16 protein-coding genes are annotated in these 15,793 nt (G+C 59.0%); 1 reads left to right on the plus strand and 15 read right to left on the minus strand.

Annotated elements, in window-relative coordinates; translation table 11 throughout:
- Positions 1-150: 150 nt before the first annotated feature.
- The 15 genes from fabI to C4S72_RS17945 form a co-directional block, all read right to left on the minus strand.
- Positions 151-918, minus strand: a complete 768-nt coding sequence (fabI, locus tag C4S72_RS17875; protein WP_235009186.1) for an enoyl-ACP reductase FabI — start codon at positions 916-918, stop codon at positions 151-153.
- A 162-nt stretch (positions 919-1,080) separates the two neighbouring features.
- Complete coding sequence (locus C4S72_RS17880; protein ID WP_104004548.1) at positions 1,081-1,530, minus strand: OsmC family protein; 450 nt, start codon at positions 1,528-1,530, stop codon at positions 1,081-1,083.
- Between the two features lie 301 nt (positions 1,531-1,831).
- Positions 1,832-2,809, minus strand: a complete 978-nt coding sequence (lipA, locus tag C4S72_RS17885) for a lipoyl synthase (protein WP_104004549.1) — start codon at positions 2,807-2,809, stop codon at positions 1,832-1,834.
- A 4-nt stretch (positions 2,810-2,813) separates the two neighbouring features.
- Positions 2,814-3,467, minus strand: a complete 654-nt coding sequence (gene lipB / locus C4S72_RS17890; protein ID WP_104004550.1) for a lipoyl(octanoyl) transferase LipB — start codon at positions 3,465-3,467, stop codon at positions 2,814-2,816.
- Complete coding sequence (locus C4S72_RS17895) at positions 3,467-3,742, minus strand: YbeD family protein (RefSeq protein WP_104004551.1); 276 nt, start codon at positions 3,740-3,742, stop codon at positions 3,467-3,469. Before C4S72_RS17895 ends, lipB begins: the two co-directional genes overlap by 1 nt.
- Entirely contained in the window at positions 3,742-4,605 is an 864-nt protein-coding gene (locus C4S72_RS17900) for a D-amino acid aminotransferase (RefSeq protein WP_104004552.1), read from the minus strand. The genes C4S72_RS17895 and C4S72_RS17900 overlap by 1 nt, the downstream gene beginning before the upstream one ends.
- Before the next feature lie 56 nt (positions 4,606-4,661).
- On the minus strand, positions 4,662-5,831 hold the full coding sequence (locus C4S72_RS17905) for a D-alanyl-D-alanine carboxypeptidase family protein (RefSeq protein WP_200826831.1): 1,170 nt from the start codon (positions 5,829-5,831) through the stop codon (positions 4,662-4,664).
- A gap of 89 nt (positions 5,832-5,920) precedes the next feature.
- Positions 5,921-6,853 (minus strand): septal ring lytic transglycosylase RlpA family protein, encoded by a 933-nt coding sequence (locus tag C4S72_RS17910; RefSeq protein WP_104004554.1) that lies wholly within the window; start codon positions 6,851-6,853, stop codon positions 5,921-5,923.
- Positions 6,854-6,867: 14 nt separating this feature from the next.
- Positions 6,868-7,872, minus strand: coding sequence for a lytic murein transglycosylase B (gene mltB / locus C4S72_RS17915; protein ID WP_104004555.1), 1,005 nt, complete (start codon positions 7,870-7,872; stop codon positions 6,868-6,870).
- 156 nt (positions 7,873-8,028) lie between these two features.
- A complete protein-coding gene (gene rodA / locus C4S72_RS17920; protein ID WP_104004556.1) occupies positions 8,029-9,171 on the minus strand; it encodes a rod shape-determining protein RodA in 1,143 nt (380 codons plus the stop codon).
- Positions 9,168-11,051, minus strand: coding sequence for a penicillin-binding protein 2 (mrdA, locus tag C4S72_RS17925; RefSeq protein ID WP_104004557.1), 1,884 nt, complete (start codon positions 11,049-11,051; stop codon positions 9,168-9,170). Before mrdA ends, rodA begins: the two co-directional genes overlap by 4 nt.
- Before the next feature lie 8 nt (positions 11,052-11,059).
- Entirely contained in the window at positions 11,060-11,527 is a 468-nt protein-coding gene (gene rlmH, locus C4S72_RS17930; protein WP_104004558.1) for a 23S rRNA (pseudouridine(1915)-N(3))-methyltransferase RlmH, read from the minus strand.
- Between the two features lie 3 nt (positions 11,528-11,530).
- A complete protein-coding gene (gene rsfS, locus C4S72_RS17935; protein ID WP_104004827.1) occupies positions 11,531-11,887 on the minus strand; it encodes a ribosome silencing factor in 357 nt (118 codons plus the stop codon).
- Positions 11,888-11,916: 29 nt separating this feature from the next.
- Positions 11,917-12,585: a nicotinate-nucleotide adenylyltransferase gene (gene nadD, locus C4S72_RS17940; protein WP_235009187.1), complete on the minus strand. Its 669-nt coding sequence runs from the start codon at positions 12,583-12,585 to the stop codon at positions 11,917-11,919.
- Positions 12,586-12,588: 3 nt separating this feature from the next.
- Positions 12,589-13,845, minus strand: a complete 1,257-nt coding sequence (locus tag C4S72_RS17945; RefSeq protein ID WP_104004559.1) for a glutamate-5-semialdehyde dehydrogenase — start codon at positions 13,843-13,845, stop codon at positions 12,589-12,591.
- Between the two features lie 161 nt (positions 13,846-14,006).
- Between C4S72_RS17945 and C4S72_RS17950 the strand changes: the two genes are divergently transcribed.
- Positions 14,007-15,785 carry a hypothetical protein gene (locus C4S72_RS17950; RefSeq protein ID WP_104004560.1) on the plus strand — a complete coding sequence of 593 codons (1,779 nt, stop codon included), beginning with the start codon at positions 14,007-14,009 and terminating at the stop codon, positions 15,783-15,785.
- Positions 15,786-15,793: the final 8 nt, after the last annotated feature.

Here is a 15,793-nt window from a genome sequence, read left to right on the forward strand (position 1 = left end):
AAAGGATCAAGTCTGCAACAGGGGTCGATAGCGGGGCAAGGGAGAGACAAAAGAGAAGCCGACAAAAATCCTGTCAGCTTCTCTTTTGCTAAGTGTGTAAATACTGTTTGTTTGGTTTATACCGGAGCACACGCCTGCGGCGATAGCCGTTTATCCGATCAGATGACGGCCGGCATCGACAAAGATCCGGTTACCGGTCTGGGTTTTCGCCAGATCGCTGATCAGAAACGCCGCCAGTGAGCCCACCTCATCGGGGGTACCCAGGCGTTTCAGCGGCGATTTGCTGGTGGCGTCATCCATCAGCTCATCGAAGTGATCGATTCCGCTGGCCGCACGGGTCGGCATGGGACCCGGCGAGATGGAGTGTACGCGGATCTGCTGCTCTCCCAGCTCCGACGCCAGATAGCGCGCGCAGCTGTCCAGCGCCGCCTTGATCGGCCCCATCAGGTTGTAGTGATCCACCACTTTTTCAGCACCTTCGTAGCTCATGGTCAGCAACGTACCGCCTTCCGGCATCAGTCGCTGCGACTGGTTCGCCATGCGTACAAAGGAGTGGCAGGAGATATCCATCGCCTTGCAGAAGCCGTCGCCACTGCTGTCCACCAGGCGTCCATGCAGCTCATCCAGCGGCGACCAGGCGATGGAGTGCACGGCAAAATCGATATTGCCCCAGTGCTTTTCCATCTCGTGGAATACCGATTCAAGCTCCCCTTCTACGGATACATCACAGGGCAGCAGCATCTTCGCGCCCAGCTCATCCGCCAGCGGCTGCACGTAGGGCCTGGCCTTTTCATTCAGATAGGTAATACAGAGCTCGGCCCCCAGGGCAGAGAGCACCTTGGCACATCCATACGCGATACTGTGACGGTTGGCTATTCCCAGGATCAGTCCACGTTTTCCTTCCAGACTCAGGCTCATGCGCAGTCTCCTCTGCATCCAGTTGAGTTGATCAAAATGGCTACAACATTTTATTGCAGTGCAGCATAAACTGATCTGAATGACTAGAAAAAGTTACGCACAGGCGAACCGGCCGCACCACAGTGCAGCCAGTTTAAAGAGAAAAAATGACAGTTCGGCGGATCAGGCGATACAGCCGGCGGCGCTCAGCTCATGCACCACCACCGTGGTGTAATGAATATTGTCGTGCAGCGGACAGCGGGCACAGACCTCATCCAGAAACGCCTGCTTGGCCTCGTCACTGAGGTCGGCGTCAATCTCGGCGGCGATCTGGATAGACTGGAAGCCGACGCGGTCATCGGTGGGCTTACCCAGCAGCCCCGCGGAGTTCAGATCACCCTCTACGACCACCTGCATGCCGCGCAGATCGATCTTCTGCTGGCCTGCGGCAATGCGCGCGATGGAAGCCACGCAGCCCGCCAGGGAGAACAGAAACAGCTCCAGCGGAGTCGGTCCAAGATCAGTACCACCGGGCTTGGGTTGATCGATAACTAGGTTGTGCCCGCGGATCTGGGCGTGAACAGCATAGTCGCTGCCCATCTCGGCATTGATGGAGATCCTTTTGATGGCCATGACCTGCACTCCTTTTAATTAGGCGTAACTAATATATAGTGCAAGCGCAGCATCCACAACGATGTTCATGGAAGATTCACGGCAATAACCGGGCAAAAGACCCGAATATTGATCCAGGGCGGTATCGGCTGGGTAGCTGCAATTTTTACCAGGTAGGAGGCACGCCCTCGTGCCGATTCAATCCTGCACAGCGGCTATTTTAAACATCGGCGGTTGATCGCGACGGCACGTCACTTCTACACAAAACCAATAAAAAACGCGCCGTTGGGCGCGTTTCAGATTGGCTAAAGAGGTGGCTGGATCAACCTACCTTCTCGCCCTTGGCCTGCAGATCGGCGTGGTATGAGGAGCGCACCAGCGGGCCGCTGGCCACGTGGGAGAAGCCCAGCTCACGCGCGACACGTTCGAATTCTGCGAACTCGTCCGGAGTGACGAAACGATCCACCGGCAGGTGATCGCGGCTCGGCTGCAGGTACTGGCCGATGGTCACCATATCCACGTTGTGAGCACGCAGATCCTTGAGCACTTCAACGATCTCTTCGTTGGTCTCGCCAACGCCGACCATCAGACCGGACTTGGTGCGGATCTCGGGACGCAGCGCCTTGAAGCCCTTGAGCAGTTCCAGCGACCAGGCGTAATCGGCACCCGGACGAACCTGGCGATACAGGCGCGGCACGGTTTCCAGGTTGTGGTTGAACACGTCCGGCGGGGTCTGGCTGAGGATCTCCAGCGCGATATCCATGCGGCCACGGAAGTCCGGCACCAGGGTTTCGATCTGGATCGAGGCACTGCGCTCACGGGTTTCGCGGATACAGTTGGCAAAGTGCTGGGCACCACCGTCACGCAGGTCATCGCGGTCTACCGAGGTGATAACCACGTACTTCAGCCCCATATCGGTGATCGCTTCGGCCAGCTCGCGCGGCTCGTCTTCGGCCAGCGCGTTCGGACGGCCGTGGGCCACGTCGCAGAACGGGCAGCGACGGGTGCAGATATCACCCATGATCATGAAGGTGGCGGTACCGTGGCTGAAACACTCACCCAGGTTGGGGCAGCTTGCTTCTTCGCAGACCGAAGCCAGCTTGTGCTCGCGCAGTTTCGCCTTGATGCGTTTGACTTCCGTATTGGAGCCCATGCGCACACGCAGCCATTCGGGCTTACGCGGCATAGCGTCCTTTTCGGTCGGGATCACCTTGACCGGGATACGTGACACCTTATCAGCGCCACGCAGCTTCACCCCGCGCTCTACGCGGTGGGTGGTTTTTTCCTGGGAGTCTGACATAAAACTATTGGTCCCAACTGGTTGTTCGAGTAACAGAAGTATACCCGATCTTTTCTATCAAGTAATTGAGCAGGCGCTCAGGTACCGAGGCAAGATCCGCTTCCGGCGCCAGCTGACTCAGCTGTGTCATCGCCAGACCGGCGTAACCGCAGGGGTTGATACGCAGGAAGGGTTCTAGCTCCATGTTCAGGTTTAGCGCCAGGCCATGGAAGGTAGCACCACGGCGCACACGCAGCCCGAGGGAGCTGATCTTGGCGCCGTCGACGTACACGCCCGGTGCATCGGGCTTGGGATAAGCATCGATACCGAAGTCGGCGAGCACGCTGACCACCGCATTCTCCATCAGGCTGACGGTATCGCGCACGCCGATGCTGCGCCGACGAAGGTCGATCATCAGGTAGGCGATCAACTGCCCGGGGCCGTGGTAGGTTACCTGGCCGCCGCGATCCACCTGCACCACCGGGATATCACCGGGGTTGAGCAGGTGCTCAGCCTTGCCGGCCTGCCCCTGGGTAAATACAGGCTCGTGTTCCAGCAGCCAGATCTCATCGACGGTCTCGGCATCGCGCTGGTCGGTGAACGCCTGCATCCGGTGCCAGGTCGGCTCGTAGGGCTGCAGCCCGAGCTCACGGACGATCAGCTTATCGGAAGCCGCCATCAGAGAACGGTCTGCACACGGCCGGATGCCATCAGATCCTCGTGCAGACGTTTGAGCTGGTCTTCGCCGGTAGCGGTGATGCTAAGGCGCACGGAGAGGTATTTACCGGTGCGGCTTTCCGCCAGGGTCACCTGGCTGATATCCAGGTCGGGCGCGTGAATCTGCACAGTCTCGATAACGAAACCGCGAAAGTCGTTTTCATTATGGCCCACGACCTTGATCGGGTAATCCTCGCAGGGAAACTCAATCTTGGGGGCTTCGGGTGTATCACTCATTACTCTTCTCCGGTCATCAACCGGTGGTGAAACTGGCTGAAAAGCTCAAACATCCTGCGCCAGAGCGGGCCTTTTTCGCCATCTCCGACCGTCTTTCCATCCACACTCAGCACCGGGACTACGGCTCGGGTCGAACTGGAGATCCACACCTCGTCCGCCTCGAGCAGATTTTCATAGCTCAGATCGGTTTCCTGATAGGGAATACCCGCTTCACGCGCCAGTTCAAGAACCAGCCCACGGGTGGTGCCGCCAAGGATTTCCGATCCGAGTTTCGGGGTATAAAGCACCCCGCTTTTGACAATAAACAGGTTGGAGGAGCCACCCTCCGTCATGACGCCGTCCCTGATCATCAGGGCTTCGGCAGCGCCTGCTTCCCGCGCCTGCTGCAGCACCAGGATGTTGGGCAGCAGGCCGTTGGCCTTGATATCGCAACGATGCCAGCGCAGATCCGCCGTCACTATCACCGCGATGCCGCTCACCCCATCGGGTCCGTCGGCGTAGATATCGCGAATAGGGTTACAGCAGGCAAACACCGTGGGCTGCATACTGGCGTCGTAGACCGGTGTACGCCGGCCCGCGTCGCCGCGAGTCACCTGTAGATAGACCGACAGGTTACCTCCACCATTACGCGCCACCAGCTCATTGAGCACCACCGGCAAATCGGTCGACAGTGGAATTCGTAACGCCGCCAGGCTGTGCTCCAGGCGTTTCAGGTGAGGCTCAAGTCCGAAGGCGACACCCCGGTAAAAGGGGATCACCTCGTAGACACTGTCACCAAAGAGAAAGCCCCGGTCAAAGACCGAGACTTTCGCATCCTGCGCCGCTATGAAGGCGCCGTCGAGATAGACAATATCGGAACTCATCGAGAGTCTCCGTTGCGACCGTCAGCCCATATTGTAAAGCCTGGCCGCGCTGCTGCCTACTTGAACAGGTTGGTGAAGAACAGCACGATCTCGTCCCAGATCTTCTTGAAGAAGCCACCTTCGGGTACTGCTTCAAGCGCCACCAGCGGTACCGACTTCACGGTTTCGCCACCCAGGGTGACAACCACCTGCCCCAGAGTCTGGCCCGCTTCGATCGGTGCCTTGATGACGCTGTTCATATCCAGGCTGGCTTCCAGCTGATCATCCTGGCCACGCGGAATGGTGACCGCCAGATCTTCGCTCAGACCCAGACGTACCTGGTCACTCGCACCGCCCCAGACCCGCGCCTGATTCAGTACCTGGTTGGCTTCATACAGCTGACGGGTACGGTAGAAGCGGAACGCATAGGAGAGCAGTTTCTGCGATTCCTGGGCGCGCGCTTCATCGCTGTTGGTGCCCAGCACCACGGTGATCAGACGCATACCATCGCGCTTGGCCGATGCCACCAGGCAGTAACCCGCCTCGTCGGTGTGGCCAGTCTTGATGCCATCAACGCTGTCGTCACGCCAGAGCAGACGGTTGCGGTTGGGCTGGCGGATCTTGTTGTAGGTGAAGTACTTCTCGGAGTAGATCTCGTAATGCTCCGGGAAGCGGTTGATCAGCGCCCGGCCGATCAGCGCCAAATCGTGCGGAGAGGAGTAGTGATCCTCGTGCGGCAGGCCGGTGGCGTTCATGAAATGGGTGTTTTTCAGGCCCAGCATTTCGGCGTGCTGGTTCATCAGATCGGCGAAAGCGCTCTCGCTGCCGGCGATATATTCGGCCAGCGCCACGGAGGCATCGTTACCAGACTGGATCACCACGCCCTTGAGCAGATCACCGAGACGCACCTGGGTTCCTTCACGCACAAACATGCGCGAACCTTCGGTACGCCAGGCTTTTTCACTGATCGGCACCAGGTCATCTTCAGAGATATTCCCTTGCGACATTTCGTATTCGACGATGTAACTGGTCATCATCTTGGTCAGGCTTGCCGGTGCAAAACGCTGGTCGGCGTTCTGAGACAGCAGCACTTCGCCGGTGTCGCCATCCATCACCAGGTAAGCGGTACCTGCAATCTGCGGCGGCGCCGGCACCATGGTGCTGGCCGCCTGCACATTCAGCGTAACCAGGGTGAACAGGAAGGCCGATAACAGTGCAAGGGGGGATCGAAAGAGTCTCTGCAACATGGTTTTCTTCATCGGGTAGTTTGAAATCAACGACAGATGGACCGATGGAACGACGATTCGTTCCCCGGTCGGCGAATCAAGGATGGTGCTCAGGGATAGTCTACCAAGATCGGTGACGAATGACCTGCCGCCTGTACCCTGGATATTAAATCACCGGGGATCACATCCGAAGATAGCGGCCCAATCAACACCCTGTAGAGCGAACGTCCGTCACGCTCGACGCTGCGCACCTGCACCTGGCTGCCTGCGGCGGCAGCCACCAGTTTGTCCTGCACTTTGCGCGCTGCGGCATCGGTGGAAAACGCGCCCACCTGCAGGTAACGCCCCTCCGCCGAGACAGGCGTGGGAAGCGCTGCGGTTTTCTGTGTTGCGACTTTTTCGGTTGCAGCTTTTGTCGCAGCCAGCTGCGCACCTGCCGGCTTAGCGGTCATATTCTCGCTCTCGGGCAGAATGTTTTTACTGTTCCAGGCCACGGGATCTATCGCTTCCACCTCAACACGTGCAGTACCGTGGTTGAGCATCCCCAGCTTGGCCGCCGCCGCATAGGACAGGTCGATCAGCCGGTTATCGTGGAACGGCCCACGGTCGTTGACACGTACAATCACCTGGCGCCGGTTGGAAAGGTTGGTTACACGCACATAACTGGGCAGCGGCAGGGATTTATGCGCGGCCGACATTTTGTACATGTCATACACCTCACCGTTGGAGGTCAGGTGGCCGTGGAATTTTTCACCATACCAGGAAGCCGTGCCCTGCCGGCTGTACCCCGCGGCAGACGGCATGATGTGATACTTCTTGCCCAGCACCTCGTAGGGGCTCTTGTTGCCGCCCCGACTTTGCGGCTCGATCCGGGGAACGGCGTCCGGCACGTTTGAGACATCCGCTGGCGCATCGGGGTAACGATCATGCGTCATGGAGTAACGGCCGGCGTTGGGGTTATCACTACCACCGCCACCACCCGTCGATGAACAGCCCGCCAAGCCCACCAGGGCAAACAACAGCAGAAGTCCCAGTCGCGCCATCAAACCTACCTCGTTTAACCGTTCTTCCTGGCCTCGGCGATCGCCTGGCTCAGTTCATAGACAGCCATGCCATAAAGGCGACTGTGGTTATAGCGGGTGATCACGTAAAAGTTATGTAGACCAAACCAGTAGTGATCACCATCTTCCATTTCCAGGCGCATCAGCGTCGCAGGCTGCGCCATATCCAGACCTTTGTGGGTACGGATATTACGTTCGCTCCACTGCGCCAGAGAAACCTCCGGCTTCAGATCGGCATTGATCCACTCAGGATCGGCCGGCGAACCCATCACCACATTGGCGCGTACCGGCTGACCGGCTTTCCAGCCATGCTCGGCAAAATAGTTGGCGACACTGCCGATGGCGTCCACCGGGTTGGACCAGATATTACGATGGCCATCGCCATCGAAGTCGATGGCGTAGTGGCGGAAGCTCGACGGAATAAACTGGCCATAGCCCATGGCGCCGGCGTAGGAACCTTTCAATGTGCCCGGCTCGATAGACTCTTCCCGGGTCATGCGCAGGTAGTCTTCAAGCTGACCGAGGAAAAACTCGCCGCGACGCGGATAATCAAAGCCCAGGGTCGCGAGCGCATCGAGTACCCGGTAGTTGCCCATTATCCGGCCGTAGTGGGTTTCTACACCGATGATAGCGACGATAATTTCTGCCGGCACACCGTATTCCGCCTCGGCACGAGCCAGGGTTTCCTCATGCTCCTGCCAGAATTTCACGCCCCGTTCGATCCGCTTGGGCTGAATGAATATGTTGCGATATTCACCCCAGGTCAGGCGCTTTTCCGCCGGACGCGACATCGCCTCCAGGATCGACTCCTGCTTCTTGGCATCACCCAGCACCGAACGCAGGTAATCGCGTTCAAACCCTTCCGCCTCCAGGGTTTCATACAGTGCCTTGGCCTCCGGCCGGTCGGCATAATCCTCCGAAGCAGCCTGGACCGCCAGCGGCAATGTCAGCCCGAGGAGGGTGGCACCGAGCGCTATTCCTGAACGTAGTGCTTGTTTCATCCTAATCTCCTTAGCAGGATGTTGAAAAACTATCTGCGTTGCCGAATGCGGCGTTAAAAACAGGCTCAAAATGCTCATTTAGTTCACTAAACTCCGCTTTTTCGCTTGTTTTTGCCTTGCCTCGGCTGCCTCGAAAACGATTTTCAACACCCTTATTTAGCGAACCAGCATCTGCTTGTGGGTGTGGATCGACATCAGAATGCCAAATCCTGCCATCAGCGTCACGATCGATGTGCCGCCGTAGCTCACCATCGGAAGCGGCACCCCCACAACCGGCAGAATGCCGCTGACCATACCGATATTGACGAACACGTAGACGAAGAAGGTTAACGTGATACTGCCAGCCAGCAGACGGGAGAAACTGTCTCCGGCCTGCACCGCAATTACCAACCCTCGACCGATGATCAGCAGATACAGCGACAAGAGTACGATCACGCCAGTCATGCCCAGTTCCTCACCGATTACCGCGATGATGAAATCGGTATGGGATTCGGGCAGAAAATCGAGCTGGGACTGGGTGCCGTGGAGCCAGCCCTTGCCGGAAAGACCGCCGGAACCGATGGCGGTCTTGGACTGGATGATATTCCAGCCGGCGCCCAGCGGATCGCTCTCGGGATCAAGGAAAGTGAGTACTCGCTGACGCTGATACTCTTTCATGACCATCCACAGACCGGGCAAAGCCGCACCGGCCAGACCCAGGGCCAGGAAGATCCAGCGCCAGTAAACGCCGGAAAAAAGGATGACGAAGATACCGGATGCGGCGATCAGCAGCGAAGTACCCAGGTCAGGCTGCTTCATGATAAGCACCGTCGGTACGCCGATCAGCGCCAGGGCGCCAAACAATCTCAGCATCGTCGGCGGCAGGCTCTGCCGCGCCAGGAAGCCGGCCACCACGATCGGCAGCACCAGTTTCATGATCTCGGCGGGCTGAAAGCGGAATCCCGCCACCTCGATCCAGCGCTGTGCGCCCTTGGCGCCGACACCAAAGAGCAGCACCCCCACCAACAGGCCCACGCCTACTACATAGGCCCAGGAGCCCAACCTTTCGAAGGTGCGCGGCCTCAGCTGCGCCAGCACAAACATGACAAAAAAGCCCGCGGCCATACGTACCGCCTGACGCTCCACATATCCCAGGTCACGCTCGGATGCGCTGTAAAGTACAAACAGGCCAAAACCGCACAGCGACAAAAGCATCAGCAGCAGCCAGGCATCCAGATGGGTGTAACTCCACAGACCGGTGGGCCGGCTCAGGTGCGCCGAGCTGTCTGAGAGGGTGCGCTGAAAATCGCGCTGACTCATTTATCCACCTCCAGATCGTTAACGTAGTCGTCGGTCAGCCAGGCATCCATCACCTCGCGGGCGATGGGGGCCGCGGTACTGGAACCGCCACCACCGTTCTCAACCACTACCGCCACGGCAATTTTCGGATCATCGACCGGTGCAAAGGCGACAAACAGAGCGTGGTCCAGATGACGCTCCGCCAGCTCCTCAGGGTTATATCTCGCGTCCTGGGCGATACCAACCACCTGGGCGGTACCTGTCTTGCCCGCCATGGTGTACTCGGCGCCGGCCGCCGCACGGCGCGCCGTACCGTAACTGCTGTGCATAACATCGACCATGCCCTGGATCACCGGTTTCCAGAACTCGGGATGATTCAGTTTTACATCGTCAGGCAGCGGGTTTTCCGACTCGATCTCCGGCATGCTGGTGGTGCCGTCACTGTTGATAACGCCACGAATGGTATGTGGTCGCACCCACTTGCCGCGGTTCGCCAGCACCGCCGTGGCGGTGGCCAGCTGCAGCGGCGTGGCCAGCATGAAGCCCTGACCGATACTCAGGTTGAGGGAGTCACCGGGATACCAGGGCTGCTTGTAGCGTCCCTGTTTCCAGTCCTTGGTCGGCAGCAGAGCATCGTCCGCCTCCGGCAGATCCAGGCTGGTCACCTGGCCAAAGCCAAAACGCCCCAGGTAATCGGACATGTTATCGATGCCGGTCTTGTAGCCCGCATCGTAAAACCAGACGTCACAGGACTGTGCCAGCGCCAGATTCAGATCGACCTTGCCATGGCCCCAGCGTTTCCAATCGCGGTATTTTCGACCGCCCTTGGTGAGCTGATAAAAACCCGGATCCCAGACCGTATGGTCGATGGACACCGAACCGCTGTCGATGGCGGAAAGTGCCGTAAAGGGTTTCAGCGTTGAGCCCGGCGGATAGCGGCCGCGGATCGCCCGGTTGTAGAGCGGCAGATCCTTGGAGTCGCGCAGTTCCGCGTAATCTTTGGTGGAGATACCGGTAACGAAGAGGTTGGGGTCGTAGGCGGGCTCACTCACCAGCGCCAGGATCTCGCCGTTACGCGGATCGATCGCCACGATGGAGGCGCGCCGCCCCTCGATCAGCTGCTCGGAGAACTTCTGCAGTTTGAGATCAAGGCTCAGTTGAATATTCCGCCCCGGCACCGGATCCTGGCTTTCCAATACGCGAAGCACGCGGCCACGGGCATTGGTTTCCACCTTCTGGAATCCCACCTGGCCGTGCAGCAGCGACTCGTAGAAGCGTTCGATACCGAGTTTGCCGATGTAGTGCGTAGCCGCGTAGTTTTCCGGATCCAGCCGCTGCAACTCACGCTCATTGATGCGGCCCACATAACCCAGGGCATGCACCATTGAATCGCCGTAGGGGTAATAACGCACCAGGTCCGCTTCCACCTGAACGCCAGGCAGGCGCTGGTAGTTCACAGAGATTTCAGCGATCTCTTTCTCGGTGAGGCTGAACTTCAGCGGCACCGAGGTAAACGGTCGCCGACGCTGATTGAGGCGCTTTTTGAAGCGTTCGATATCGTTGGGTTCGAGATCGATGATCTGACCGATACGGGCGATGGTCGCATCCAGGTCATCCACCTCCTCTTTCAGCAGTGTCAAACTGAAGTCAGGGCGGTTGTCGGCCAGCAGGGTACCGTTGCGGTCGTAGATCAGACCACGCCGGGGCGCCACCGGCTGCAGCTGCACACGGTTCTTCTCGGAGATCGCCGCATAGCGATCATGCTCTATGACCTGGAGGAAATAGATACGCGCCACCAGCGCGCCCATCATCAGGATCACGATCACCATCGCGATAATGGCGCGATTGGCGAAGGTTCTGCCCTCCTGAGAGTAGTCTTTAAGTCGCTCCACAGCAGCCATCGGATTCGTTATTTATGGTAGGGGTGACCCTGTAACAGAGTCCAGGCGCGGTACAATTGTTCCGCCAGCATGATACGCACGAGCGGATGAGGAAGAGTCAGCTTCGACAGAGACCATTTTTGATCGGCTGCGGCGACACAACGCGGGTCGAGTCCATCGGGGCCGCCCACCAGCAAACAGAGGTTCTGGCCAGACATGCGCCACTCCTCGGCCTGCTCAGCCAGCTGCTCGGTGGACCAGCTGCGCCCGTCCACGGTCAGCGCGATCACCCGGTCACCCTTGGGGATAGCGGCCAGCATGGCATCGCCCTCGCTGCGGATTGCCCGCGCGATATCGGCGCCCTTGCCACGATGACCCAGCTGCAGCTCAACCAGCTCCAGACGAAAATCGCCCGGCAGGCGGCGGGCATACTCATCGTAGCCTTCGCTCACCCAACCGGGCATTTTGCCGCCAACGGCGATCAGTTTGATACGCATGGATCAATCGTTATCCGCTGCAGCGTCTTCACTTTCATCGTCGAACGACCAGAGACGTTCGATATCATAGAAGCTGCGCGCATCCGGCATCATCACGTGGACCACCACGTCGCCGAGATCCACCAGAACCCAGTCACCGACACCCTGACCTTCAACACCGACGGGCAATACGCCCTGCTCTTTCACTTTTTCGATCACTTCCTGGGCCACGGACATCACGTGACGTTTGGAAGTACCGCTGGCCACCACCATGTAATCGGTAACGCTGGATTTACCGGTGACATTCAGGGTCGCAACGTCACGGGCTTTCATATCCTCAAGCGCGCTGTGCACCAGGTTGATCAACTGATCGGTCTGCATCGGGTTTTCAGTACCTTTGTTTGCGTCCATTAGAGACGGTTAAAGCCGTAAAGCCTGTTAGTTTGAATATAGTCCCATACGCTGTCGGGTATGAGATAACGCGGTGATTGCCCCTGTGCGGCCAACTGGCGGACCTGGGTCGCCGAGATGCCGAGCGGGGTCAGCTCATGAATCAACACCTTTCCTGCCGGCAAGCTCAGCAGCTCCTGTTTTGAGCCCGCCGCGTGACGATCGGTAAAGCGCTTCATTTCCGGATCGAGATCCAGCTCGTAACCCGGCCTTGTTACCACCAGGATATGGCACAGATCGATAAAGCGTTCCCATTGGTACCAGCGCGAAAGCGTCATATACGCGTCCGCGCCCATGACCATACAGAGAGGCCGCTGCGGCCCAAGTTCCTGGCGCAGCGACTCCAGCGTCAGCAGGGAGTATGACGGTTTGTCCGAGCGTATTTCACGGGCATCGGCCGTCAGGCTGGGCTCGTCGGCCACCGCCAGCTCCACCATCGCCAGACGCTGTTCCGAGGTACAGCCAGGCTCGTCCCGGTGCACTGGCACCTTCGACGGAATCAGGCAGACCTCAGGGATCTCCAACCACTGCTGGATCTCAAGCGCCGTGCGCAGATGACCGTTATGGATGGGATCGAAGGTGCCCCCCATAAATACAAAGGGCACGCCGCCAGTTTCAGCGCCAGCCATCGATCACTGCCGGATCTGTCCGTCGCCGAGCACCACGTACTTCTGCGATGTCAGCCCTTCCAGGCCGACCGGTCCGCGGGCGTGTATTTTATCGGTAGAGATACCGATTTCTGCACCCAGACCATATTCGAAGCCATCGGCAAAGCGAGTCGAAGCGTTCACCATCACCGAGCTGGAATCCACCTCACGCAGGAACGCCCGCGCCTTGGTGTAGTTCTCGGTAATGATGGCGTCGGTGTGATGCGAGCCCCAGCGGTTGATATGCTCGATCGCTTCGGCCATATCCTCGACAACTTTGACGGCAAGAATCGGAGCCAGGTATTCAGTGGCCCAATCCTCTTCAGTGGCTTCGTTCACCTGCGGCAGCAGCTCGCGGGTCGCAGCGCAGCCACGCAGTTCAACACCCAGTTCGGCATAGTGCTCGGCCAGTTCTGGCAGCATCTCGGCTGCGACAGCGCGGTTCACCAGCAGGGTTTCCATGGTGTTGCAGGTACCGTAGCGGTGAGTCTTGGCGTTGATCGCGATATTGATCGCCTTGCTCTTGTCCGCCTGATCGTCGATGTAGACGTGGCAGATGCCATCCAGATGCTTGATCACCGGAACGCGGGCATCGCGGGAGATACGTTCGATCAACCCCTTGCCGCCACGCGGAACGATGACGTCCACGTATTCCGGCATGGTGATCAGCTCGCCCACGGCGGCACGATCGGTAGTTTCCACCACCTGCACCGCTTCCGCCGGCAGGCCGGCTTCAACCAGCCCCTGGCTGACGCAGGCCGCAATCGCATGGTTGGAATGGATCGCCTCTGAGCCGCCGCGCAGAATGGTGGCGTTGCCAGACTTCAGACACAGGCTGGCCGCTTCCGCCGTGACGTTCGGGCGGGACTCGTAAATGATGCCGATAACACCCAGCGGCACGCGCATTTTACCGATCTGAATACCGGATGGGCGGTAGTTCATATCGGTGATGCCGCCAATCGGATCTGGCAAAGCCGCTACCTGGCGCAGGCCCTCGATCATGGTATCGATGCGCGCCGGGGTCAGTTCGAGACGATCCAGCATCGCCGCATCGAGGCCATTGGCGCGGCCGTTTTCCAGATCTTTCTGGTTGGCAGCCACCAGCTGCTCGCGGCTGGCGTCCAGCACACGTGCCATCGCATCCAGTGCTGCGTTTTTCGAACCGGTGTCGGCACGGGCCATCAGACGCGAGGCCGCACGTGCTTTTTGTCCCAGTTCGGACATGTATTCTGCTACGTTCATCCAACAGTGTTCCGGGTTGGTGCATTGAATCAAACATTATACCGCGATTCAGGGGCCGCTTGACACACTCCTCAGCCCCTTTCCGGGCTGTGACTGGCGAACACTAGCTGCTATTATCCGGCCAATCATTCCTTTCCGGCCGCCGACCTGACCGAGTGTAGATGGATCGCCCCACAGCCAGTACCCAGCACGGACTCTATAAAAGGCTACTGCCCCTGGCCGGCGTACTGCTGTTGTGCCTGCTGGCCAGTACCGCTCTGCTCTATTACAGCGCCAAAAGCAGCGCCGAAGAGGAAGCCCGTGACTACGGCGAAAGCCTGGGGCGCGCCACCGCCATACTGATCCAGCCACTGCTGCTGGCCGATGATCGCATCAGCCTCAATTACGTTTTCAACGAACTTAACAAGCAACCGCAGTTGAACGGTCTGCACCTGGTCGACGGTACCGCACTGCCGGTTGCCGTGGCCGGTAGCCAGACAGGCCTGCGCCAGACGCTGGAGCTGAGCCGGGACAGCGAACGCCTGGGCGAACTTACGCTGTGGATAAACCCGCAGTACAGCTGGATGCTGCTGAAGAACCTGCTGTTTGAAGCTGGAGCCCTGGCTCTGGGCTCGATCCTGCTGACCCTGCTGACCCTCTGGTTTGTACTCCGCCGCAGCACCTCACCTGCGGCGGCAGAAACCTCCGACTTTCGCACCCTGGCCAGCGATATTGCGCCGCAATTCGACGACGAACTGGAGACTGAGGATGAGCACCCAGCCCCAGTGCCGACCCTGGACAGCGAGCAGCAGATTCAGGTGCGAGAAGATGAGTATGAGTTCGACGATATACCCGGCGATGCTCTCGACGAAGAGCCCGAAGACCTTGATGACGCGCCCTTGAGCTTTGACAGCGATCCTGACGAACACGAGCGGGAACAGCAGACTCCACTGATGGCCCGTCAGCCCAGCGCCGATTTTGAGCCGCAACTTGCCTCCTGGCTCAGCCCCAATGCGGGCACCAGGGACAGCTCGGATGAAACGGGGTACAGCGCCGCGCCAGCCAGACCAGCAGCCGAAACCAATACGGACTCCCAAGGTGATACTGGCCGTGACGATAATCGTGAGCTGGTCGAACTGCTGCGCCCGTCCCGCGACCGCCAGGGGATGCCGCCGTTTACGCCCCAGGATCACCGTGATGAGGAGAGCGACGAAGCGATCGCCCCGGATATCGACGACGATCAGGTGGAGTTCGACGACTCCGCGCAAGAAACTCAGCCCAAGTCGCGCTTCTCCGTGGTTCAGCCGCTGGGCCGGAAAGAGGAGCAACTGGGTCTTTATACCCTTGAGCATGAACTGGAACTGATGCTCCAGGCCAAGGATGCCGGCTACCTGTTCCTGATCGACGCCACCAGCGCCCGTTCGGAAAACATTACCGAGGAGGAGCGCCAGCATCTGCTGCGCCCCTACCGTACCCTGGCAAACTCGGTAGCGCATATTTACAGCGGCCGCGTGGAAGCCGGCAGCGACGGCGATCTGCAGCTGTTCTTCGACCAGCCGAAAGAGGACGACAGCCACGGTATCAACGCGCTCTGCAGCGCCATGCTGTTCAGCTATCTATACCGCCACTACAACCAGCACCGTATTCGTCAGTTCAAGCCGGTGATCAACCTGCACCTCGCGCTGGTGCGCGGCAAGTATGACCGTCTCGATCGCATGCAGGAGGAAGCACACTTCCTGACCCGTACCACTGAGAGCAATGAACTGATCAGCCACACCGCGCTGACCGAGGCGGCTGACCTCAAGGCCACCCTGCTGGCGGGGGCGGATATCCGCCGTGAGGATGAGGACAAGGTGCTGATCATGAAGATCGCCAAGTCCTATCAGGAACTGCTGGAGAAACAGGCGCGCCATCTGCTCACCAAGCTGCAGAGCCGCGAGCAGGAACAGGCGCGGGATTAATCGCCGTG

The organism is Marinobacterium lutimaris, assembly GCF_900108065.1.
Classification (GTDB): domain Bacteria; phylum Pseudomonadota; class Gammaproteobacteria; order Pseudomonadales; family Balneatricaceae; genus Marinobacterium_D; species Marinobacterium_D lutimaris.

Coding starts and splice junctions, on each gene's coding strand:
- C4S72_RS17950 (WP_104004560.1), top strand. CDS start 14,007: ATGGATCGCCCCACAGCCAGTACCCAGCACGGACTCTATAAAAGGCTA.
- fabI (WP_235009186.1), bottom strand. CDS start 918: ATGAGCCTGAGTCTGGAAGGAAAACGTGGACTGATCCTGGGAATAGCC.
- rsfS (WP_104004827.1), bottom strand. CDS start 11,887: ATGCAGACCGATCAGTTGATCAACCTGGTGCACAGCGCGCTTGAGGAT.
- lipA (WP_104004549.1), bottom strand. CDS start 2,809: ATGTCAGACTCCCAGGAAAAAACCACCCACCGCGTAGAGCGCGGGGTG.
- rodA (WP_104004556.1), bottom strand. CDS start 9,171: ATGAGTCAGCGCGATTTTCAGCGCACCCTCTCAGACAGCTCGGCGCAC.
- C4S72_RS17880 (WP_104004548.1), bottom strand. CDS start 1,530: ATGGCCATCAAAAGGATCTCCATCAATGCCGAGATGGGCAGCGACTAT.
- mrdA (WP_104004557.1), bottom strand. CDS start 11,051: ATGGCTGCTGTGGAGCGACTTAAAGACTACTCTCAGGAGGGCAGAACC.
- C4S72_RS17945 (WP_104004559.1), bottom strand. CDS start 13,845: ATGAACGTAGCAGAATACATGTCCGAACTGGGACAAAAAGCACGTGCG.
- C4S72_RS17900 (WP_104004552.1), bottom strand. CDS start 4,605: ATGAGTTCCGATATTGTCTATCTCGACGGCGCCTTCATAGCGGCGCAG.
- C4S72_RS17905 (WP_200826831.1), bottom strand. CDS start 5,831: ATGTTGCAGAGACTCTTTCGATCCCCCCTTGCACTGTTATCGGCCTTC.
- rlmH (WP_104004558.1), bottom strand. CDS start 11,527: ATGCGTATCAAACTGATCGCCGTTGGCGGCAAAATGCCCGGTTGGGTG.
- lipB (WP_104004550.1), bottom strand. CDS start 3,467: ATGGCGGCTTCCGATAAGCTGATCGTCCGTGAGCTCGGGCTGCAGCCC.
- mltB (WP_104004555.1), bottom strand. CDS start 7,872: ATGAAACAAGCACTACGTTCAGGAATAGCGCTCGGTGCCACCCTCCTC.
- C4S72_RS17895 (WP_104004551.1), bottom strand. CDS start 3,742: ATGAGTGATACACCCGAAGCCCCCAAGATTGAGTTTCCCTGCGAGGAT.
- C4S72_RS17910 (WP_104004554.1), bottom strand. CDS start 6,853: ATGGCGCGACTGGGACTTCTGCTGTTGTTTGCCCTGGTGGGCTTGGCG.
- nadD (WP_235009187.1), bottom strand. CDS start 12,585: ATGGCTGGCGCTGAAACTGGCGGCGTGCCCTTTGTATTTATGGGGGGC.